We start from the raw sequence: 19,286 nt of genomic DNA, 5'->3' as shown, positions 1-19,286 counted from the left end.
AGGGGAATCCACGCCACGCCAGGGCCCCGGCATCGGCGCGACCCGGAGGGAGGGCGGCAGGTGAATATTCGCACTCTTATCCTTCCGAAATGCGCTGATGCGATTATACTTCGTCCGGTAGCACTCCTTTCCGAACGAGAAACTTGATGACGTTGGTCACGCGCCCTGCCTATCTCGCCTCCGGCCTCGAGGTCGTCAGGGCGCGCCTGGAATCCGAGCCCGCCCGCAGGCTAGCCGCCGTCTACGGGGGGTCACTTGAAAAGGCGGGCGGAATCCCGTGCCTTTCGTCCTTCGACTTGGCGGCTCTCGGCCGCGTACTGTCCAGCATGGTGCTGTACGAGGTCGGCGAGGATCGGGTCACATTCCGTCTGATCGGCGAGGAGTGCAAACGGCGCTTCAACGGCGTTCGCGTGGGCGACAATTACCTCGATTTCGTCCAGCCGATACGGCGCGAACAGGCGTGGCGATCCTTTTCCTCCATGTTGGAGCATCGCTGCGCCATGGCTGTGCGCAATCTGCAGATTCTGTCCTCCGGGCAGCAGGTGTTCTGCGAGGCCCTGGGGGTACCGTTGCGCAGCGCCGCCGGATTGGAGGCGCCCGACCGGCTGCTGTTCGCGGACAGCATCGTGCGCGAGGATATCGGCTGGACGGATGCGTCCGTGACGATCAGCTATTCCTACCCTTCCGAACGATGCTTCATCGATCTCGGGTATGGTCTGCCGGAAAGCCATGAGGATTTTCAGACCACGGAGCGCCGGAACATCGTCGACGCGCCGCTCATCTTCGAGGGGCTCGCTCCTGAATCCGGAGGGGGTATCGACGGCCGGTCGGAATGCGAACAGGGCCGTGATCAGTAGGTCGGCGCGACGGGAACCAAATTCCTGACCTCATCCCATGCGTCGCCCGTGGACCGGTCGATCATCGTCAGGCGCACGCCCTCCTGCTCGGCCGTCATGCCGTCGCGTAGCGCGCAGGTCGTCGAGAGACTGCGGCATCCCAAAAGCATCGTGCGGCCATAGCGCCGGACCGGCAGCAATACCCGTTCGAAATACAGGTTATCGCGTTCGGGAACGATCAGCTTTCCCTGCAGGATGCAGATCGCGGTTCCCCCGATCACCCGCATGAAACAGGGCAGGATCTCCGGATAGATATCGGGGGGAACGATTTCGTCGAGAAACCGGCCGGTATGTTGACGGTTGGTGAGCGCGTTCACCGCCTCTCCCGAGACGCGATAGCGCAAGCGCTCTCCCTCCTGGTCGAGTAAATAGATTTTCGCCAGCAGGGTGGGAATGTCGCAGGGGTCGAACCGGCTGCCTTCGTCATTGGCGATCCACATATCGACGAGCGTCATGCTGTCCCGGTAGCGCAGCCGCGAGTCGCAGGCGGCATGGAGGCGGTCGATCGGCGTCGGCATGTCGCCGGAGCCCGATATGCCTGGAACCATCGCAAGGGCGGCGTTTTTCATATCGAACGCTCGTCGGTTGTTGGTCGTCCCCTCCGTTAAGGGTAGGGGAGACGAATCAGGATTCGAATCATGATAGCTAAAAGTTAATGCGAAATTAACCTGTGGTGAATACGTGGATTATTTCAAACAAACACGCGTCTACTCTAAAATTGGTAGGATAGGCTAAGTGCTCCGAAACGGTCGGGGGTGTCCTGTCCATGGAACTCTTCGGTCCGCAGGATATGGGTGTAGGCGAGGCGCCATCCGTCATATTGCAGCGCGAGCCCGGCCTGGAAATCGCCGACGAAGTATTTCTTGTCGACGCTATGGCTGTCGGAGAACGTGTTTCCGTCGAGGAAGATATTGTGCGCCACGGCCCGCCCGCCGATCGCGGCGAAAAGGTACCAATTGAAGCCGTCCTCCCGGCGTAGGAAGCCGCCGGTCGGCAGGCTCGGCCGGATGCGAGGGGGGCCGTAATCGACGCTGAGATCGCCGCCGATCCGCACCGTGCCGCCGACCGAGGCATAGGTCATCACATTGCCGAGCGCGAAGCCGAAGCTCGGCAGGAATTCGGTTTCCAGGCCGAAGGGCAGGTCGGCGCGCGCGCCGCGCTGGGTGCGCTCGAACAGCACCATCACACCGGGTTCGTTGTCGATCTGGTTGCGCCACCCGCGGGGTTCGTCGAAATCGAACCAGCGATGCCATTTGCGTTGCGTGGTGTCGGCCTGGCTCCAGGGGCCGACGACGCCGATGTCGATCTCCAGATTGTCGATACGCTCGCGGTCCGGATCCTCGGCCACCAGGCCGAATCCGGCATAGAGCCAACCGGCATAGGGCCGGTCGTCCGGAATGAGAGCGGTCTGGCTGATATCCTCGGGCGTATACATGTTCTGGCCGAGCGAATAGCTCGCCCGCGCCCGCGCGCCGTCCGGGAAGAAGGGGACGTAGCGCGCCGCCCGCGCGATCACGTCGTTCTCGATCGGGGAGCGTTCGGCGGTGACGTAACTGAGCTTCGTGCCGTGCGTGAAATGCCGGTCGGTGGTCGAGAAGAAGTCGTTCTCGAATTCCAGCGTCAATGTACCGCCGCGATCGTCGCGTGCCGGCGCGGAGGCGTCCGCGAGGGGGCCGATCTGCTGCGCGCCCGCCGATGCCGCCATCGCGAGGCCGGTAATCATCGCGATGCCCATCGACAGGGCGGCATGCGTGCCGAGGGCGCGGAACGTTCGGGGCTGCGGGTGGAAACCGATCATGGGCCACGGACCTCTTCTTATCGTTGATTGTTGTAGCCGAGCCCTCGGCTTGTGTCACCGATACTGGGCGATATTGTGGCGTTTAGAAGGTTACGGCAAGACGAAGGCGTCAGTTATGGCTTCCATGGACGATACAACGACCGGCAGGACGGCGCGCGGAACGAGCACCGCCCATCATTGGGGCACGATGCGTGTAATCGTCCGCGATGGTCGCGTCGTCCATGTCGATCCCTATGAAGGGGATACGGACCCCGCGGCCATGGTCGAATCCATGGCGGGCACGATCGACGGTCCGCAGCGCATTCAGCGCCCGCATGCGCGCGCCGGCTGGCTGGAGGCCGTGCGCGCCGGCGCCGATCCCGCGCAACGCCAAGGCGCGCGGCGCGGCGCCGACCGCTATGTGCCGATCGATTGGGAGGAGGCTTTCGAACTGGCCGCCGCCGAAATTTCGCGTATTCGCGAGGCCCATGGGAACGAGGCGATCTATGCCGGTTCCTACGGCTGGGCCAGCGCCGGTCGCTTCCACCATGCGCAGAGCCAGATTCACCGTTTCTATGGGCTGGCGGGCGGCTATGTGAAATCGGTCAATGCCTATTCCTATGCGGCGGCGGAGGTGATCCTGCCGCATGTGATCGCCAGCCTGCGCGCGCTTACCGCCGACAGCACGAGTTGGCCCTCGATCGCCGAGAACGCCGAACTGATGGTGGCCTTCGGCGGCCTGCCGCTCAAGAACGCGCAGAACAACGCGGGCGGCCTCGCCAAGCATACGACGCACGAGTGGATGGAGCGGTGCGCCGAAAACGGCATGCGCTTCGTCTCGATCGCGCCCTTCCGCGACGATACGCCCGATTTCGTCGATCCGGAATGGGCTGCCATTCGCCCGAACAGCGATACCGCGCTGATGCTGGCGCTCGCCCATGTGCTGGAGGCGGAGGGGCTGGCGGATCATGCCTTCCTCGACCGTTACTGCGTCGGTTACGACCGTTTCCGCCCCTATCTGATGGGGGAAGGCGACGGTATCGCGAAATCGCCCGAATGGGCGGCCCCGCTCTGCGGCATGGCGGCGGATGCCATCCGCGATCTTGCCCGCCGCATGGCCTCGCACCGCACAATCATCAATGTAAGCTGGTCCCTGCAGCGCGCGGAACATGGCGAGCAACCCTATTGGATGGCGGTTGTCCTGGCCGCCATGCTGGGGCAAATCGGCACGCCGGGCGGCGGGCTGACCGTGGGGTTGAGCGCGTTGCACGGGGTCGGCGATCCGTCGCCGCAATCGGGTTGGGGCGCGCTGCCGCAGGGCCGCAATCCGGTGAAGCGCTTCATCCCGGTCGCGCGTATCGCGGACATGTTGCTCGATCCCGGCGGGTCGTTCGATTACGACGGGCAAAGCCATCGCTATCCCGATATCCGCCTTGTTCATTGGGCGGGCGGCAACCCGTTCCATCATCACCAGGATCTGAACCGGCTGCGCCGGGCCTGGGCGCGGCCGGAGACGGTCATCGTCAACGAGATATTCTGGAATTCTCTGGCCCGGCACGCGGACCTCGTCCTGCCCGCCACCACGGCGATGGAGCGTAACGACTACATGGCGACCTCGCTCGCCGGCCATGCGGTGGCGATGAAGCGCGCGGTCGACCCGGTGGGTGAGGCGCGCGACGACTATGCGATCTTCACCGGCATCGCCGGGCGCCTCGGTATCGCGGAGGCGTTCACCGAGGGGCGGGACGAGATGGCATGGCTGCGTCATCTCTGGGATATCTCGCGTCAGCGGGGCGGCAAGGCGGGATTTGAGATTCCGGAATTCGACAGCTTCTGGGAGCGCGAGGTGCTGGAACTGCCGGGCGGTCCCGTCGAACGTGTCTTCGCGGCCGATTTCCGCGCCGATCCGGAGGCCCACCCGTTGAAGACACCGTCGGGCCGGATCGAGATATTCTCCGAACGGATCGCCGGCTTCGACTATGACGACTGTCCGGGGCATCCGGTCTGGATTCCGCCTCGCGAATGGTTGGGGGCCACGGAATTGGCGGCGCGCTATCCGTTGCATCTGATCTCCAACCAGCCGCGCAAGCGCTTGCACAGCCAGCTCGATCACGGCAAGGCCAGCACGGACGCCAAGATCAAGGGGCGGGAGCCCTGTCGCCTCAACCCGGCGGACGCGGCCGCGCGGGGTATCGCGGCGGGCGATATCGTGCGCCTCTTCAACGATCGCGGCGCCTGTCTGGCGGGCGCCATGATCGACGAAGGGGTGATGCCGGGGGTGGTCGAGCTCGCCACCGGCGCCTGGTACGACCCGGTCGAGCCGGAGCGCGAGGGCAGCCTCGACGCGCACGGCAATCCGAACGTGCTGACGGCGGATATCGGTACCTCGCGCCTGGCGCAGGGGCCGTCGGCGCATTCCGCCCTGGTGGAGGTCGAGCGGGTGGAGGAGGACGAGGCCCCGCCGGTACGCGCCTTCGCGCCGCCGCTTTAAGGGGCGGCGCCGTTATCCTTTCAGGCGCCGGGCCAAGGCCTCCAGCCCCAGGACGAGAAGACCGAGCGCCAGCCCCCAGAAAGCCGACCCCACGCCGAGAAGCGTCAGCCCCGAGGCCGTGGCGGCGAGCGTCGCGGTCGCGGCGAAGCGGGTTTCCTCCGGCGCCATCGCGGCCTTGAGCGCGCCCATCAGCGGCGTCAGCAGTGCCAGCCCCGCGACCGTCGTGACGATCGAGGCGGGCAGGGCGGAGAAGGCGGAAACCAGACTGACCCCCACCGCGGCGAGAACGAGATAGAAGAAGGCGTAGAACAGGCCGCTCTTCCATCGCTGCGCCGGGTCGGGGTGGGTGTCGGGGCCGGTACAGAGCGCCGCCGTGATCGCCGCCATGGTCGTCGTGTGGGCGCCGAAGGGCGCGGTCACGATCGAGGCGATGCCGGTGACCGTCAGGGCGGAACGCGCCGGCGGTTCGTACCCCGCCGCGCGCAGAACGGCGAAGCCCGGCAGATTCTGAGAGGCCATGGAGACCAGGAAAAGCGGCAGGGCCAGCCCGATCAGAGATTCGACCGTGAAGGTCGGTGTGATGAGCGTCAGGTCCGCGACGGCCAGCGTCCCGTCGATCGCCGCCACCCGGTCGAGTGCCATTGCCCAGGCGACCGCCGCGCCGATCACCAGGATGACGGCCCAGGCGGTGCTGATTAGCCGCGCGACCAGATAGAGCCCGATCAACGGCAGGATCAGCAGCGGATCCGCCGTCGCCGCATCGAACATCGCGATCGGGAAGGCGATCAGGACGCCCGCCAGCATGGCGGCCGCCACCGCGCCGGGAATTCGCGCTATGGCGTCCGACAACGGGCGCAGAAGGCCGCTGGCTAAGATCAGCGCGCCGGCGGCGAGGAAGGCGCCGACCGCGGTCTGGATATCATAGGGGCCGGTCGCACCGCCGACCGCCGTCGCGCCCAGCAGCGCCGCCCCCGGCGTCGACCAGGCCGCCAGGATCGGCATGCGGTGACGCCAGGAAAGCCAGAAACTGGTCCCCGCCATGGACAGGCACAGCGCGGTCAGCCAGGACGCGCTTTCCACCGGCGTCGCGCCGACCGCCTGGATCGCGGAAAGGACGACGGCACCGCTGCCGCCGAAACCGACGAGCGCGGCGACAAGCGCCGAACTGACGAGGGATGGTCGCATGGGACGATACTCCGAACCGGGCGGGAACGCGGACGACCGGCGGCTTAGCACGCTTCGCGTGGGGACGCACGGCCGGCGCGCCCAATGGGGTGGTTCAGTGGGGTGGCCAGTGGGATGACCAGTGGGATGACCAGTGGGAGATGCCCCAGGGGGCTTGGAGGGACGGTCTGGGGGCGCTCGATCCGTGAAGCCTTTGACGGGGCCTGTCTTCCGGCATGTAATAGGGTACGGCGGATCGGCCGGGGAGATGTATGTGGTGGCATGGGGGCCGAGGGTGGATGGCCGTCCAATATAAGAGTTTTCGCGACCGGGGGGTTTATGTCGGCTTTCACGGCCGGATGGTCGAACTGGCCAGATGCCGCATGCCCAGGCGCACCGACCTGGATGATTACGAAGCGCTGATTCCGAATTGGGCCGGTTCCGACATGGGGCGGTCGAACGATCTCGTCATGATGTTCGCCGATCTCACTAGATGGACCGACCTGATCGGTCGGGACCGCCTTCTCCATCAAAGGGTCATGGAGGGGCGCGCGAAGTATCAGGGACATCTCGACCCGATCATGATGCGGGAATTGCGTCTCGCCGTCGATGCGGAGGCGGGCGACGCGACCGACAAGCGTCAGGCCGCGCAGGAAATGCGGATCGCCGCGCAGGACGTGCAGTCCAGTTTCCTGGAAGTCCTCGCCATGTTCGGGCGGCGGTACGGCAAGATGATGGGCAGCCGGGAACTCGCCTCCGTCGATCGCCGTATCCTGCTTTCGCTCAACGAGCAATCGCCGGACGACATGCTTCGCCTCGTGCGCATTATCGTCGGCACGGTGGTGAAGGGCGCGCGCATCAGCCGCGAGAAGTTGCAGAGCCGCCTGGACGGCCTCAGCGAATTCGCCGCGCCCATTTGTTCCATCGTCGTGGAGGACAGCAGCCGGTCGGTCGGTTATCTCAGCCGACAATTGCAATTGCTGGAGGCGCTTGACGAAGGCATCGCCGATTATTGCGGCGAAAGCACGCAGGAGTTCCGCGACGCGGGCGAGATCATCACCTACAATCTTCAAACCTTCGTTGAATATGCCTTGAGCCGGGCCCGCCATATCAAGAAGGCGATGCTGGATGAAAGCTATTACCTCGACGATAAGCGCTATGATGGGCTCCTCAACCTGATCCGGGAAGAACGGATCAAGATATCCTTCGCCCTCGACGGCTGGGCCAGCCATGCGACGCGCTGGTTGACGGTGGACGAGGACGATATTCCGGCGCGCAACGCGGTCATCGCCTATATCCTGCGCCAAATGCCGGCCCCGCCTAGGGAATTGGAGGAGGACCCATCCGTCCAATACCGACGCGACCGCAATCCCATGCAGTTGCGTGCGCGCACGGTGCGGGAATTCCATTCCTGGATGGACGATACACTGGACGACGAGATCTATAAGCGGGTCATGAAGAGCCGCAATCTTGCCACCACCTGGAACCGGCGCGCGGACGAGCCCAACGCGGATGCGGGTGCCGTGATCGAGAAGGCGTTTTCCGGAGAGGGGTGAATTCCGTGCCCACGCGGCTTCCCGCTCCGGTTTCCCATGGGCGCGCGCGATTGTCGAAGGCGCGGGGCGGGCGTACCCTCGCCCCCATGGAATGGCGCGACGATGGTATCATCCTGAGCGTTCGGCGGCATGGCGAGAACGGCGCGGTCGTCTCGCTGCTGACGCGCGCGCGGGGGCGGCATGCGGGCCTGGTGCGCGGCGGCCAATCCCGGCGGATGAAGGGCATGCTGCAACCCGGCAACCGGGTCGAGGCGACCTGGCGCGCGCGGCTGGAGGAGCACCTGGGCGCGATGTCGTTGGAGCCGGTGGCGAGCCACGCGGCCGCGCTGATGATGGATTCGGGTCGGCTGGCGGCGCTTTCCTCCGCGCTGTCCCTGATCGATACCGGCTTGCCGGAACGAGAGCCGCATCCCGAGATCTTCGACGATCTGGCGGCGCTTCTGGTCGCGCTGGAGGCGGAGAGCTGGGCGGAGACCTACGCGCGGTGGGAGGTCGGGTTGCTGGCGGAACTCGGCTTCGGTCTGGACCTCTCGGCCTGCGCGGCGACCGGGGTGACGGAGGATTTGACCTATGTCTCTCCCCGGACAGGACGTGCCGTCTCGACCGAAGCCGCCCGACCCTATCGCGAGCGGCTGCTGCCCTTGCCCGCCTTCCTGCTGAGCCCGCGTGCCAGGGCCGGGGCGGAGGCGTTGGGACAATCGCTTCGTCTGACGGGCTATTTCCTGGCGCGGCATGTGCTGGATCTGCACGGTAAGCCGCTACCCGACGCCCGCGCGCGCCTGGAGCGGCGCTTCGACACCGCCGCCACCACCGGGACGGGGCGCGTGGGGGAGGGTGGGGCCGATGATATTTTGGCCAATTCGTAAACAATCCGTCGCCCACCAAGCCGATTGTTCGGCGACGGGTGCCCGACTATCTTTTCGATCATGACGGAAACACGCCTCCCCAGCTACTTCATCAGCCACGGCGCGCCGACGCTGCCGATCGATCGGGGCGCGCCCGCCAAGGCGTTCCTGGAGGGCCTGGGCCCCGCGATCGACGCGGAATTCGGGGCGCCACGCGCGATCCTCGCCGTCTCCGCCCATTGGGAGGCGCGCCAGCCGACGGTGGGCACGACCCCACGGCCGGAGACGATCCACGATTTCTTTGGTTTTCCCGAGGCGCTCTATCGCCTGCGCTATCCGGCGCCGGGCGCGCCGGATCTGGGGACGCGGATCGTCGACTTGCTGCGCGCGGCCGGCCTTCCCGCCGGCGCCGATCCGGAAAGGGGCCTCGATCACGGCGCATGGAATCCGCTGCTGCTGATGTGGCCCACGGCGGAAATCCCGGTGCTGCAGCTATCGGTGCAGCCCCATCTGGGGCCGGCGCATCACATGGCGCTCGGCCGGGCATTGGCGCCGCTGCGGGATGAAGGGGTGCTGATCCTCGGAACCGGCGCGGCGACGCACAATCTGCGGGCCTTTCGCGGACAGCCGCCGGAATCCCCGGCGCCCGACTGGGTGGTGACCTTCGCCGATTGGCTGGCGGACCGGATCGCGGCGGACGATGTCGCGGCTCTCGCCGCCTTCGAGGATGCGCCCGAGGGGCGCCATAACCATCCCAGCCCGGAGCATCTGCTGCCGCTCTTCGTGCCGCTCGGCGCGAAGGCGGACGGGGTGGCGGGACAGGCGCTGCATCGCAGCTTCCGCCATGGCATCATCGCGATGGACTGCTATCGGTTCGATTGAGCGGGCGCCCCGATCTGCGCATCGGTGCGTGCCCGCCACGGATAAGGAAGCGCGACGGCCATGGCCCGACATTCGGAAAAAGTCACCTTCATGGGCTCCCAGGGGTTCGAGCTCGCCGCCCGGCTGGAACTGCCGGATGGGGAGAGCCCGCGCGCCTATGCTCTCTTCGTGCACGGCTTCACGCTGGGCAAGGATTCCGTCGCGGCCAGCCGGATCGCGACCGCGTTGGGGGAGCGGGGGATCGCCACGCTGCGCTTCGATTTCACCGGCCTTGGCGGTTCCGACGGCGATTTCGCCAACACCAATTTCCGCACCAATATCCTGGATATCGAGGCGGCGGCGCATTTCCTGGCGCGGGACTATCGCTGGCCCGCGATCGTCATCGGCCATTCGCTGGGTGGGGCGGCGGTGCTGGCGGCGGCCGACCTGCTGACGGAGACGCAGGCCATCGCCACCATCGGCGCGCCCTTCGATCCGGAGCACGTCGCGCATCATTTCGAGGATCACAAGGACGTCATCTGCGAGGAGGGGGAGGCCGTCGTCGATCTCGGCGGGCGGCCCTTCAAGATACAGCGTCACTTCATCGAGGCGCTGGAGGCGATCGATCTGGCGGACCGGATCGCGCATATGAGGAAGGCGCTGCTGGTCATGCATTCCCCCCTCGACCAGACGGTCGGGATCGAAAACGCGGAGCGCATCTACAAGGCCGCGAAGCATCCCAAGAGCTTCGTCAGCCTGGACAAGGCGAACCACCTTCTGACCGACAACCGCGATGCGGCCTATGTGGCGCAGGTGCTGGCCGGCTGGGCCGCGCGCTATGTCGATGTCGATCCGATGGAGAAGCGGGAGGCCGCCCCGCTGCCCGATAACGTCGTCGAGGTGCGCGAGACCCGCAAAGGGCCCTTCGGCAACCGGGTGCGCGTCGGACGCCATGTCATGGGCGCGGACGAACCCAAGTCGATGGGCGGCCGCGACAGCGGCCCCAGCCCCTATGACTATCTTCTGACGGCGCTCGGCAGTTGCACCTCCATGACGATCCGGATGTATGCCGATCGCAAGAAATGGCCGCTCGATTTCGCGACCGTGCGCCTGAAGCACGCCAAGACCCATGCGGAGGATTGCGCCGACTGCGAGACCGTCGGCGGCATGGTCGACGTGATCGAGCGCGAAATCGTCCTGGAAGGCGACCTCAGCGCGGAGCAGCGGGAGAGGCTGCTGGAGATCGCCGACAAATGCCCCGTCCACCGCACGCTGCATGGCGAGGTGAAGGTGCGCACGCGGCTGGCGGAGGCTGGGCAATAGCGCCTCCCCCTTCATGGGGGGAAGTTGGGAGAGGACGCGTGGCGTCCGACCTACAGCCAGTCCGGCACCGGCAATCCCTTTTCCTTCAGGAAGGCCGGATTGAAGAGCTTCGACTGATAGCGCTGCCCGCCGTCGCACAGCACCGTGACGATGGTGTGGCCGGGGCCCAGGTCCTTGGCGAGGCGGATGGCGCTGGCCACGTTGACGCCGCTGGAGCCGCCGAGGCACAGCCCCTCGTGCTTCAGCAGGTCGAAGGTGACGGGCAGGGCCTCCTCGTCCTTGATCTTATAGGCGTCGTCGAAGGGGGCGCCGTCGATATTGCCGGTGACGCGGCCCTGGCCGATGCCCTCGGTGATGGAGCCGCCTTCCTCCGCCTTCAGGTCGCCGGTCTTGATCCAGTTGTACATCGCGGCCCCCCAGGGATCGGCGGCGACGATGCGGATATCCTTGTTCTTTTCCTTCAGATAGAGGCCGATGCCGGCCAGCGTGCCGCCGGTTCCCATGGCGCAGGTGAAGGCGTCCACCTTGCCCTCCGTCTGGTCCCAGATCTCCGGGCCGGTGGAGCGGACATGGCCCTCGCGGTTGGAGAGGTTGTCCCACTGATTGGTGTAGAGCGCGCCGTGCGCCTCGCTCCTGGCGCGTTCGGCCGCGGTGCGCTCGGCCACATGGACATAGTTGTTCGGGTCCTTGAAGGGGACGGCCGGAACCTCCATCAACTCCGCCCCGCACAGGCGCAGCATGTCCTTCTTCTCCTGGCTCTGCGTCTCGGGGATGACGATCAGCGTGCGATAGCCGCGCGCGTTCCCGACCAGCGCCAGGCCGATGCCGGTATTGCCCGCCGTGCCCTCGACGATCAGGCCGCCGGGCTCCAATTCGCCGCGCGCTTCCGCGTCCAGGATGATGTACTTCGCCGCCCGGTCCTTCACCGACCCGCCGGGATTCAGGAACTCCGCCTTGCCCAGGATGGTGCAGCCGGTTTCCTCCGACGCCTTCTTGAGCTTGATGAGCGGGGTGTTGCCGACGGCGTCGACGAAGTCGTCGCGAATATGCATGGGTCGTTTCTCCAGCGGTTGGGTGTGGTTCTGCGCCAAGCCCCGAACGCCGCTGTATTTAGTGCGCCCGCCATGCCTCGCGCAAGGCCTCGCGACGCGCCGCCGTCTGAAGGATCGCGATGGTTGTCATGGCGTTGCGGATGCGCCCGTCATGAACCATGGCCAGCGTTTCCTCGAAGCTGTGGACGAAGACGCGGATATCCTCCCCCTCGTCCGCCAGCCCGTGCAGGCCGCCGGCCTTCGTGCTGTCGCATTCTCCGACGAAGAAGCGGATCGATTCCGAACTGCCGGCGGGCGACATGTACTGCATCGACAATTCTTCCAACCGGCCGAGGGTGAGGCCGGCCTCCTCCTCCGTCTCGCGGCGGGCGACGGCCTCGGCCTCCTCGCCGGGCTCGATGATGCCCGCGACCACCTCGATCAGCCATGGCTCGGGATCGCCATGGGCGAAGACGCCGGCGCGGAACTGCTCGATCAGCACGACGGCGTCGCGCGCGGGATCGTAGGGGACGACGCCGACGGCGTGGCCGCGCTCGAAGATCTCCCGGCTGATCTCCTTGCCCATGCCGCCCGCGAACTGTTCGTGGCGCAGGCGATAGCGATCGACCGCGAAATATCCCTGAAAGGGCCGATCGCGGGCGATCACCTCGACACGTGTCGGGCGCTTTGGCTGGTCCGTCATGCTTTTCTGATCCTCGTGAGTGGCGTAAGCGGTGGGACACCTAGCACGTGGAAGGGAAGAACGTCATGGCGGATGCGATCTCGATCACCTATCTCAGCGGCCCCGATGTCGAGGCGCTGGCGCTCGACGATGCGGAAATCCTGGCGGCGATCGAGGCGAGCCTCGTCGCCCAGGGGCAGGGTGGCACGGTGGTCGAACCGCGCATGCATCTGATGCCGGGGGACGGGGTCAACGGCCATTTCAACGTGCTGCGCGGCGTCGTGCGCGCGAAGGACGAGGGCTGGGCCTATGCCGGGGTGAAGGTGGTCGGCGACTTCGTCGACAACTACAAGCAGGGCCTGCCCTCGGAAATGGCGATGCTGAACCTCTTCGATCCCCAAACCGGGATTCCGAAGGCGGTGATTGATGCGACCGCGATCACGGAAATGCGCACCGGCGCGCTGACCGCCATCGGGGCCAAGCATCTGGCGCCGAGCAAGCCGCGGGTCCTCGGCCATATCGGCGCGCGCGGCACGGCCTATTGGAACGTGCGGCTGCTGGACCGGCTGTTCGATTTCGAGGAAATCCGCGTCCATTCCCGCCGGAAGGAAAGCCGGGAGCCCTTCGCGGAGCGGCTGAGCGCCGATCTCGGCAAGCCCGTGCGCGCGACCGAGGATTGGGAAAGCTGCCTCGACGGTGCCGATATCCTGGTGGAGGCCTCGCGCCTCAACGAGCCGACGCCGCTCTTCAAATCAGGATGGATCAAGCCCGGCGCGCTCGTCATTCCCTATGGCACGATGAGCACGCTGGAACTCGACGTGCTGGACGGGATCGACAAGGTGGTCGTCGATGACCGGGGCCAGATGCGGGCCGGCCCCTTCGGCGCGCTGCGCCCGCACATCAATGCCGGCCTGATCGACGAGGACGGCGTCCATGCGGAACTGGGCGAGATCTGCGCCGGCGCCAAGCCCGGCCGCGAGCGGGCGGAGGAAACGATCCTGTTCTGGCACCGCGGCCTGCCGACCAGCGATATCGCGCTCGGCGCGGCCTTGCTGCGCAAGGCGGCGGAGAAGGGCGTGGGCATGACCCTGCCCTTCGCGTGACGGGCGGTCAGCGCGCGGCCAGAAGCTCCGCCGCCTCCCGCGCGAAATAGGTCAGCACGCCGTCGGCGCCCGCGCGCTTGAAGCACAGAAGCGCCTCCAGGATGGCCCGGTCGCGGTCGAGCCATCCGTTCTGGATGGCCCCCGCCAGCATCGCGTATTCGCCGGACACCTGATAGGCATAGGTCGGCGCCCCGAAGGCGTCCTTCACCCGCCGCACGATGTCCAGATAGGGCATGCCCGGCTTGACCATCACCATGTCGGCGCCTTCGTCCAGGTCCTTCGCCACCTCGCGCAGGGCCTCGTCGCCATTGGCCGGGTCCATCTGATAGGTGCGCTTGTCGCCGGTCAGCGCGCTGGCGGAGCCGACGGCCTCCCGGAACGGACCGTAGAAGGCGGAGGCGTATTTCGCGGCGTAGGAGATGATGCGGACATTCTGGTGCCCGGCCTCGTCCAGCGCCTGCCGGATCGCGCCGATGCGGCCGTCCATCATGTCCGACGGGCTGATCGTGTCGCAGCCGGCATCGGCCTGGACGACCGCCTGCCGCTTCAGCATCTCCACCGTCTCGTCGTTCAGGATGCGGCCGTCCGCCAGCAGCCCGTCATGGCCGTGATCGGTATAGGGGTCGAGCGCGGCATCGCACAGGATCACCAACTCCGGGCAGGCCGCGCGCACCGCGCGCGTCGCCGTGCAGACCAGATTGTCGGGGTTTAGGGCCTCGGAGCCCTGCGCGTCCTTCCTGGCCGGGTCCGTCTGGGGGAAAAGGGCGATCGCCGGTATGCCCAGATCCTGGGCGCGCTTCGCCTCCTCCACGATCAGATCGACGGACAGGCGGTCCACCCCCGGCATGGCGGCGATGGGCTCCCGCGCGCCGGTGCCGTCCTTCACGAACAACGGCCAGATGAAATCCTGCGGCCCGAGGCGCGTTTCCGCCACCAGCCGGCGGATCGCGTCGTTCGTGCGGGTGCGCCGCATGCGGCTCGTCGGATAGCGGCCGAGGGTCGGGTCCATGGGTCTTCTCCCCCTTTGTCATGAACGCGCGGGAGCCTAATGGCGCGCCGCGCGCCGTTCAATCCGATCGCCGCAGCGCGTCCAGCGCCCCTTGCAGGATGTAGGCGGCGGCCATCTTGTCCACCACCTCGCCCCGGCGCTTGCGGGTCATATCGGCCTCGTCCACCAGGAAACGCTCGACCGCGCTGGTCGAAAGCCGCTCGTCCCAAAAGACGATGGGCAGGGTCCAGCCGCGCAATTGAACCAGATTTCGGGCCAGTTGGCGCACGGATTGGGCGCGCGGCCCCTCGCTGCCGTCCATATTGACGGGCAGGCCCATGACGATGCCGCCGGCGCGGCGCTCCGCGATCAGGGTCTCCAGCCGCTCCGCGTCCTTGGTGAACTTGGTTCGCTTTATGGTCTCCAGCGGCGAGGCGATCTGCCAGCCGGGGTCGCCGACCGCCACGCCGATCGTCTTCGTGCCGGGGTCGAGACCCAGCAACACGGCGCCGCGCGGCAGATCGGTAAGGGCGGTCGGTCGGTCCATGGCCGGGGTATAGCGCGCGCCGCGCGGCCGGGCCAGCGATGCTTGCGCCCGATCGCGCCGCGCGCGATCATCCCCCGTCACCAAGGAATCGCGACGGGGGCGGTCATGCCGGACGATACGGATATCTTCCTTTCGCTCGCCCGCGACGGCGCGGTGGAGGCGTTGGGCGGCGGGCCGGAATTCTGGGAGAAGCTGGCGGACGGCCGGGTTACGATCGACGGCTGGCTGATCTCGCTGCTGCGGCTCTCCGGCTCCTTCTCCCATTGGGAACGGCACATGGATGGCGAGGAAATCGTTATCCTGCGCCAGGGCGGCCCGGTCGCGCTGCGTATCGAGGAGGGGGCGGGCGAGCGCACGGCCCACCTGACCCCGGAAAGCCCGGTTTGCGTCGTGCCGCGCACCTGCTGGCATTTCGGCACGGCGGCGACGCCGGCGACGCTGGTCTTCATCACGCCGGCGGGGAATACGGAGCATCGCGCGGCTTGAGCTTCCGTGAGGGAATGGGGACGTCACGTATGTCGGTCCCCCCGACCCCCTCCCTTTATGGGGGAGGTTGGAGGGGGGCGAAACAGGCGCCGTGCCGGGTTCCGTCTCGCCATCCGATATCGGGGGCGAGGCAAAAGGAGCGCGCCGCCGCTTGCCGCCCCCGGTCCCCGGTGCTAGCTTCCGGCCCGATTCCGGTGGGGCTTCGACGGGGCCGCGCCGGGTTTTCCGAGAATTTTTCAGACATCAGGCGGAAGAGGGCTCACCCCATGGCGCTCGACAAGGAGACGGTGGCGAAGGTCGCGCATCTCGCCCGGATCAAGGTGCCGGAGGATCGGCTGGACAGTCTGGCCGGCGAGTTGGACGGGATCGTCAATTGGGTCGAGCAATTGGGCGAGGTCGATGTCGAGGGCGTGGCGCCCATGACCTCGGCGGTCGAGACGAGCCTGCGCTGGCGCGAGGACAAGGTGGACGACGGCGGCTATCCGGAGAAGGTCACCGCCAACGCGCCGGATGCGCAGATGAACTTCTACACGACCCCCAAGGTCGTCGAGTAATCGGATAGCGGGGCCCCGATAGCATGAGCGATCCTCTCGATCTTACCATCGCCGAGGCGCGCGACGCGCTGCGCGCCAAGAAGATTTCCGCCGTCGAGCTGACCGACGCCTATATCAAGGCGGTCGAGGCCGCGCGTCCCCTCAACTGCTATATCACCGAGACGGCCGAGCAAGCCCGCGCCCGGGCCGAGGCGAGCGACAAGCGCATCGCCGACGGCAAGGCCGGCGCGATGGAGGGCATTCCGCTCGGCATCAAGGATCTGTTCTGCACGGAAGGGGTCCTGACCACCGCCGGCAGCCATATCCTGGACGGCTTCAAGCCGCCCTATGAAAGCACCGTCACCCGCAACCTGTTCGATGCGGGCGCGGTGATGCTGGGCAAGTTGAACCTGGACGAGTTCGCCATGGGCTCGGCCAATCTGACGAGCCATTACGGCCCGGTGAAGAACCCCTGGAAACGCCGGGACGACGACAAGGATCTGGTGCCCGGCGGGTCCTCCGGCGGGTCGGCCGCGGCGGTCGCGGCGCGCGCCTGCCTCGCGGCGACGGGCACGGATACCGGCGGGTCGATCCGCCAGCCCGCGGCCTTCACCGGGATCACGGGTCTGAAGCCGACCTATGGCCGGTGCTCGCGCTGGGGCATCGTCGCCTTCGCCAGTTCGCTGGATCAGGCGGGGCCGATGACGCGCACGGTGCGCGACGCGGCCATCATGCTGGGCGCGATGGCGGGATTCGATCCGAAGGATTCGACCAGCGTCGACCGCCCGGTGCCGGATTACGAAGCGGCGCTGACCGGCGACATCAAGGGCCTGAAGGTCGGCGTGCCGAAGGAATATCGCGTCGACGGCATGCCGGCCTCGATCGACAGGCTCTGGCAGCAGGGGATCGACTGGCTGAAGCAGCAGGGGGCGGAGATCGTCGATGTCTCCCTGCCGCATACCAAATACGCCCTGCCGGCTTATTACATCGTGGCGCCGGCGGAAGCGTCCTCGAACCTCGCGCGGTACGACGGCGTGCGCTACGGCCTGCGGGTCGAGGGCGAGTCGCTGAACGAGCTTTACGAGAACACGCGCGGCGAGGGTTTCGGCGAGGAGGTGAAGCGCCGGGTGCTGATCGGCACCTATGTCCTCTCCGCCGGCTATTACGACGCCTATTACCTGAAGGCCCAGAAGGTGCGCAGCCGCATCGCGGAGGATTTCCGCAAGGCGTACGAGCAGGTCGACGTCCTGCTAACCCCGGCTACGCCGTCGGCCGCCTTCGGCATCGACGAGGAGCCGTCGGACCCGGTGCAGATGTATCTGAACGATGTCTTCACGGTGCCCGCCAATCTGGCCGGCCTGCCCGGCATCAGCGTGCCGGCGGGGATGGACGATCAGGGTCTGCCGCTCGGCCTGCAGATCCTGGGCCGGGCCTTCGACGAGGAAACGGTGCTGCGCGCGGCCCATGCGCTGGAAAGCGCGGCGGGCTTCACCGGCCGCCCGCAGTTTCGGGCCGGCTGAGGCGACGGGAGGAAAGAGAGAATGTCCGACTACCGTCTGAAGGGCGAGACCGGGGAGTGGGAGGTCGTCATCGGCCTCGAGGTCCATGCGCAGGTCTCCTCCAAGGCCAAGCTGTTCTCCGGCGCCGCGACCGCCTTCGGCGCGGACCCGAACGCGCAGGTAAGCCTGGTCGATGCGGCCATGCCCGGCATGCTGCCCGTCATCAATGGGGAATGCGTGCGCCAGGCCGTGCGCACGGGCCTCGCGCTCAACGCCGCGATCAACAAGCAGTCGGTCTTCGCGCGGAAGAACTATTTCTACGCCGACTTGCCCCAGGGCTATCAGATCAGCCAGTACGACCAGCCCGTGGTCGGCGAGGGCGAGGTGGAGGTCGATCTGCCCGACGGCACGACCAAGGTGGTCGGGATCGAGCGGCTGCATCTTGAGCAGGATGCCGGCAAGTCGATGCACGACCAGCATCCGAAGAAAAGCTTCATCGACCTGAACCGCTCCGGCGTCGCCCTGATGGAAATCGTCTCCAAGCCCGACATGGGCTCACCCGAGGAGGCGGCGGCCTATGTCTCCACGCTGCGCTCGATCCTGCGCTATATCGGCTCGTGCGACGGCAACATGGCCGAGGGCTCGATGCGCGCGGACGTGAACGTTTCCGTGCGCAAGCCGGGCGAGGCGCTGGGCACGCGGGCGGAGTTGAAGAACATCAACTCCGTGCGTTTCGTGCGTCAGGCGGTGGAGATCGAGGCGCTGCGCCAGATCGCGGTGATCGAGGGCGGCGGCACCGTCGATCAGGAGACGCGGCTGTTCGACCCGTCGAAGGGCGAGACCCGCTCCATGCGCAACAAGGAAGAGGCGCATGATTACCGCTATTTCCCCGATCCGGACCTGCTGCCGCTGGAATTCGACGATGCCTTCGTCGAGGAATGCCGCGGCACGCTGCCGGAGCTGCCGGCGGAGAAGAAGAAGCGCTTCATGGAGAGTTATGGGCTCGGTGCCTATGATGCCGCCGTGTTGGTCGCGGACTGGGAAATCGCGAATTATTTCGAGGAAGTGGCCAAGCACGGCGACCCGAAGCAGGCCGCCAACTGGGTGACGGTGGAACTGTTCGGGCGCCTCAACAAGGCCGACAAGACCATTCTGGAAAGCCCGGTCAGCGCCGCGTCCCTCGGCGAATTGCTGGGCCTGATGGCGGACGACACGATTTCCGGTAAGATCGCCAAGGATGTCTTCGACGAGATGTTCGAGACCGGCAAGGGCGCCAAGGAGATCGTCGAGGCCAAGGGCCTGAAGCAGATCACCGATAGCGGCGAGATCGAGGCGATCGTCGACAAGGTCGTTGCCGACAATCCCGATCAGGTGGAGAAATATCGCGGCGGCAAGACAGGCCTGATCGGTTGGTTCGTCGGACAGGTCATGAAGGCATCCCAGGGCAAGGCGAACCCGAAGATGGTGAACGACTTGCTCCAGAAGAAGTTGGACGGGTAGGGAC

The 19,286-nt window shown here is 66.6% G+C and carries 18 protein-coding genes; 11 read left to right on the top strand and 7 right to left on the bottom strand.

The window, feature by feature from the left end; translation table 11 throughout:
* Positions 1-146: 146 nt before the first annotated feature.
* Positions 147-857 (top strand): PAS domain-containing protein, encoded by a 711-nt coding sequence (locus KAJ83_RS03180; RefSeq protein ID WP_210680550.1) that lies wholly within the window; start codon positions 147-149, stop codon positions 855-857.
* Here the strand turns inward: KAJ83_RS03180 and KAJ83_RS03175 are convergent.
* Positions 851-1,465, bottom strand: a complete 615-nt coding sequence (locus tag KAJ83_RS03175; RefSeq protein WP_210680549.1) for a PAS domain-containing protein — start codon at positions 1,463-1,465, stop codon at positions 851-853. The two genes, KAJ83_RS03180 and KAJ83_RS03175, sit on opposite strands and share 7 nt — an antisense overlap.
* Before the next feature lie 143 nt (positions 1,466-1,608).
* The gene (locus KAJ83_RS03170; protein WP_246484168.1) at positions 1,609-2,694 is read right to left on the bottom strand and encodes a lipid A deacylase LpxR family protein; all 1,086 of its coding nucleotides are present in this window, start codon (positions 2,692-2,694) and stop codon (positions 1,609-1,611) included.
* Positions 2,695-2,818: 124 nt separating this feature from the next.
* Between KAJ83_RS03170 and KAJ83_RS03165 the strand changes: the two genes are divergently transcribed.
* Positions 2,819-5,164 (top strand): molybdopterin guanine dinucleotide-containing S/N-oxide reductase, encoded by a 2,346-nt coding sequence (locus KAJ83_RS03165; protein ID WP_210680548.1) that lies wholly within the window; start codon positions 2,819-2,821, stop codon positions 5,162-5,164.
* A gap of 12 nt (positions 5,165-5,176) precedes the next feature.
* Here the strand turns inward: KAJ83_RS03165 and KAJ83_RS03160 are convergent, their stop codons facing one another.
* Positions 5,177-6,349 (bottom strand): benzoate/H(+) symporter BenE family transporter, encoded by a 1,173-nt coding sequence (locus KAJ83_RS03160; protein WP_210680547.1) that lies wholly within the window; start codon positions 6,347-6,349, stop codon positions 5,177-5,179.
* 278 nt (positions 6,350-6,627) lie between these two features.
* On the opposite strand from KAJ83_RS03160, the gene KAJ83_RS03155 reads away from it, so the two are divergent.
* The 4 genes from KAJ83_RS03155 (at position 6,628) to KAJ83_RS03140 (ending at position 10,913) form a co-directional block, all read left to right on the top strand.
* Positions 6,628-7,884 (top strand): hypothetical protein, encoded by a 1,257-nt coding sequence (locus KAJ83_RS03155; protein ID WP_210680546.1) that lies wholly within the window; start codon positions 6,628-6,630, stop codon positions 7,882-7,884.
* Between the two features lie 86 nt (positions 7,885-7,970).
* Positions 7,971-8,750, top strand: a complete 780-nt coding sequence (gene recO, locus KAJ83_RS03150) for a DNA repair protein RecO (RefSeq protein ID WP_210680819.1) — start codon at positions 7,971-7,973, stop codon at positions 8,748-8,750.
* 60 nt (positions 8,751-8,810) lie between these two features.
* The gene (locus KAJ83_RS03145) at positions 8,811-9,611 is read left to right on the top strand and encodes a DODA-type extradiol aromatic ring-opening family dioxygenase (protein WP_210680545.1); all 801 of its coding nucleotides are present in this window, start codon (positions 8,811-8,813) and stop codon (positions 9,609-9,611) included.
* 60 nt (positions 9,612-9,671) lie between these two features.
* Positions 9,672-10,913, top strand: a complete 1,242-nt coding sequence (locus tag KAJ83_RS03140; protein WP_210680544.1) for a bifunctional alpha/beta hydrolase/OsmC family protein — start codon at positions 9,672-9,674, stop codon at positions 10,911-10,913.
* Between the two features lie 50 nt (positions 10,914-10,963).
* Here KAJ83_RS03140 and KAJ83_RS03135 read toward each other — a convergent pair whose 3' ends face one another.
* On the bottom strand, positions 10,964-11,965 hold the full coding sequence (locus tag KAJ83_RS03135; protein ID WP_210680543.1) for a cysteine synthase A: 1,002 nt from the start codon (positions 11,963-11,965) through the stop codon (positions 10,964-10,966).
* Between the two features lie 58 nt (positions 11,966-12,023).
* Positions 12,024-12,647, bottom strand: coding sequence for an NUDIX domain-containing protein (locus KAJ83_RS03130; RefSeq protein ID WP_210680542.1), 624 nt, complete (start codon positions 12,645-12,647; stop codon positions 12,024-12,026).
* Between the two features lie 65 nt (positions 12,648-12,712).
* Between KAJ83_RS03130 and KAJ83_RS03125 the strand changes: the two genes are divergently transcribed.
* The gene (locus tag KAJ83_RS03125) at positions 12,713-13,729 is read left to right on the top strand and encodes an ornithine cyclodeaminase family protein (RefSeq protein ID WP_210680541.1); all 1,017 of its coding nucleotides are present in this window, start codon (positions 12,713-12,715) and stop codon (positions 13,727-13,729) included.
* Positions 13,730-13,736: 7 nt separating this feature from the next.
* Here KAJ83_RS03125 and hemB read toward each other — a convergent pair whose 3' ends face one another.
* Both hemB and ruvX read right to left on the bottom strand, forming a co-directional pair.
* The gene (gene hemB / locus KAJ83_RS03120) at positions 13,737-14,738 is read right to left on the bottom strand and encodes a porphobilinogen synthase (RefSeq protein ID WP_246484166.1); all 1,002 of its coding nucleotides are present in this window, start codon (positions 14,736-14,738) and stop codon (positions 13,737-13,739) included.
* Positions 14,739-14,796: 58 nt separating this feature from the next.
* The gene (gene ruvX / locus KAJ83_RS03115) at positions 14,797-15,264 is read right to left on the bottom strand and encodes a Holliday junction resolvase RuvX (RefSeq protein WP_210680817.1); all 468 of its coding nucleotides are present in this window, start codon (positions 15,262-15,264) and stop codon (positions 14,797-14,799) included.
* A 105-nt stretch (positions 15,265-15,369) separates the two neighbouring features.
* On the opposite strand from ruvX, the gene KAJ83_RS03110 reads away from it, so the two are divergent.
* From KAJ83_RS03110 to gatB, 4 genes are all read left to right on the top strand, one after another.
* A complete protein-coding gene (locus KAJ83_RS03110) occupies positions 15,370-15,750 on the top strand; it encodes a hypothetical protein (RefSeq protein ID WP_210680540.1) in 381 nt (126 codons plus the stop codon).
* 266 nt (positions 15,751-16,016) lie between these two features.
* Complete coding sequence (gene gatC / locus KAJ83_RS03105) at positions 16,017-16,304, top strand: Asp-tRNA(Asn)/Glu-tRNA(Gln) amidotransferase subunit GatC (protein ID WP_210680539.1); 288 nt, start codon at positions 16,017-16,019, stop codon at positions 16,302-16,304.
* A gap of 23 nt (positions 16,305-16,327) precedes the next feature.
* Positions 16,328-17,803, top strand: coding sequence for an Asp-tRNA(Asn)/Glu-tRNA(Gln) amidotransferase subunit GatA (gene gatA / locus KAJ83_RS03100; protein ID WP_210680538.1), 1,476 nt, complete (start codon positions 16,328-16,330; stop codon positions 17,801-17,803).
* A 21-nt stretch (positions 17,804-17,824) separates the two neighbouring features.
* The gene (gatB, locus tag KAJ83_RS03095) at positions 17,825-19,282 is read left to right on the top strand and encodes an Asp-tRNA(Asn)/Glu-tRNA(Gln) amidotransferase subunit GatB (RefSeq protein ID WP_210680537.1); all 1,458 of its coding nucleotides are present in this window, start codon (positions 17,825-17,827) and stop codon (positions 19,280-19,282) included.
* Positions 19,283-19,286 lie beyond the last annotated feature (4 nt).

Source organism: Marivibrio halodurans (assembly GCF_017963645.1).
In the GTDB taxonomy this organism is placed as follows: Bacteria; Pseudomonadota; Alphaproteobacteria; order UBA8366; family Aestuariispiraceae; genus Marivibrio; species Marivibrio halodurans.
This window is presented reverse-complemented; position numbering and strand designations above follow the sequence as displayed.

Excerpts from the sequence above, each read along its gene's own strand:
- recO (WP_210680819.1), top strand. The coding sequence starts at position 7,971 with ATGGAATGGCGCGACGATGGTATCATCCTGAGCGTTCGGCGGCATGGC.
- KAJ83_RS03160 (WP_210680547.1), bottom strand. The coding sequence starts at position 6,349 with ATGCGACCATCCCTCGTCAGTTCGGCGCTTGTCGCCGCGCTCGTCGGT.
- KAJ83_RS03145 (WP_210680545.1), top strand. The coding sequence starts at position 8,811 with ATGACGGAAACACGCCTCCCCAGCTACTTCATCAGCCACGGCGCGCCG.
- KAJ83_RS03140 (WP_210680544.1), top strand. The coding sequence starts at position 9,672 with ATGGCCCGACATTCGGAAAAAGTCACCTTCATGGGCTCCCAGGGGTTC.
- hemB (WP_246484166.1), bottom strand. The coding sequence starts at position 14,738 with ATGGACCCGACCCTCGGCCGCTATCCGACGAGCCGCATGCGGCGCACC.
- gatC (WP_210680539.1), top strand. The coding sequence starts at position 16,017 with ATGGCGCTCGACAAGGAGACGGTGGCGAAGGTCGCGCATCTCGCCCGG.
- KAJ83_RS03180 (WP_210680550.1), top strand. The coding sequence starts at position 147 with ATGACGTTGGTCACGCGCCCTGCCTATCTCGCCTCCGGCCTCGAGGTC.
- KAJ83_RS03155 (WP_210680546.1), top strand. The coding sequence starts at position 6,628 with ATGGCCGTCCAATATAAGAGTTTTCGCGACCGGGGGGTTTATGTCGGC.
- KAJ83_RS03175 (WP_210680549.1), bottom strand. The coding sequence starts at position 1,465 with ATGAAAAACGCCGCCCTTGCGATGGTTCCAGGCATATCGGGCTCCGGC.
- KAJ83_RS03135 (WP_210680543.1), bottom strand. The coding sequence starts at position 11,965 with ATGCATATTCGCGACGACTTCGTCGACGCCGTCGGCAACACCCCGCTC.
- KAJ83_RS03130 (WP_210680542.1), bottom strand. The coding sequence starts at position 12,647 with ATGACGGACCAGCCAAAGCGCCCGACACGTGTCGAGGTGATCGCCCGC.
- KAJ83_RS03110 (WP_210680540.1), top strand. The coding sequence starts at position 15,370 with ATGCCGGACGATACGGATATCTTCCTTTCGCTCGCCCGCGACGGCGCG.
- KAJ83_RS03170 (WP_246484168.1), bottom strand. The coding sequence starts at position 2,694 with ATGATCGGTTTCCACCCGCAGCCCCGAACGTTCCGCGCCCTCGGCACG.
- KAJ83_RS03165 (WP_210680548.1), top strand. The coding sequence starts at position 2,819 with ATGGACGATACAACGACCGGCAGGACGGCGCGCGGAACGAGCACCGCC.
- gatA (WP_210680538.1), top strand. The coding sequence starts at position 16,328 with ATGAGCGATCCTCTCGATCTTACCATCGCCGAGGCGCGCGACGCGCTG.
- gatB (WP_210680537.1), top strand. The coding sequence starts at position 17,825 with ATGTCCGACTACCGTCTGAAGGGCGAGACCGGGGAGTGGGAGGTCGTC.
- KAJ83_RS03125 (WP_210680541.1), top strand. The coding sequence starts at position 12,713 with ATGGCGGATGCGATCTCGATCACCTATCTCAGCGGCCCCGATGTCGAG.
- ruvX (WP_210680817.1), bottom strand. The coding sequence starts at position 15,264 with ATGGACCGACCGACCGCCCTTACCGATCTGCCGCGCGGCGCCGTGTTG.